The organism is Mesorhizobium sp. M8A.F.Ca.ET.161.01.1.1, from assembly GCF_004792105.1.
In the GTDB taxonomy this organism is placed as follows: domain Bacteria; phylum Pseudomonadota; class Alphaproteobacteria; order Rhizobiales; family Rhizobiaceae; genus Mesorhizobium.
Map to the genome: position 1 here is coordinate 1 of NZ_SRTD01000434.1, position 293 is coordinate 293.

At 63.5% G+C, this 293-nt stretch carries 1 pseudogene; it reads right to left on the reverse strand.

Annotated elements, in window-relative coordinates:
* Positions 1-293, reverse strand: a pseudogene (locus tag EN804_RS36420) (D-alanine--D-alanine ligase A); the annotation flags it as partial.

Consider the following 293-nt stretch of genomic DNA (forward strand, 5'->3'; position numbering starts at 1 on the left):
CCTGCGTGAGGGCATCGATATCGGCCGGTACCACCACGTCGGCGCCATCTTCGTTGATGTACTTGGTGTCGTAGGCATAGAACTCGTCGTGCAGCACTACCTCGCCGCACAGGCTGGCCTGAGGTTGCGCGTTGCCCAGCACCGCACATTCGATCTCGCGGCCGACCACTGCCGATTCCACCAGCACCTTGTGGTCGTAGCGAAGTGCCAGTGCCAGCGCCTCGGCAAAGCCCGCCGCATCCTTGACCTTGCTCACGCCCACCGACGAACCCTGGTTGGCCGGCTTCACGAAC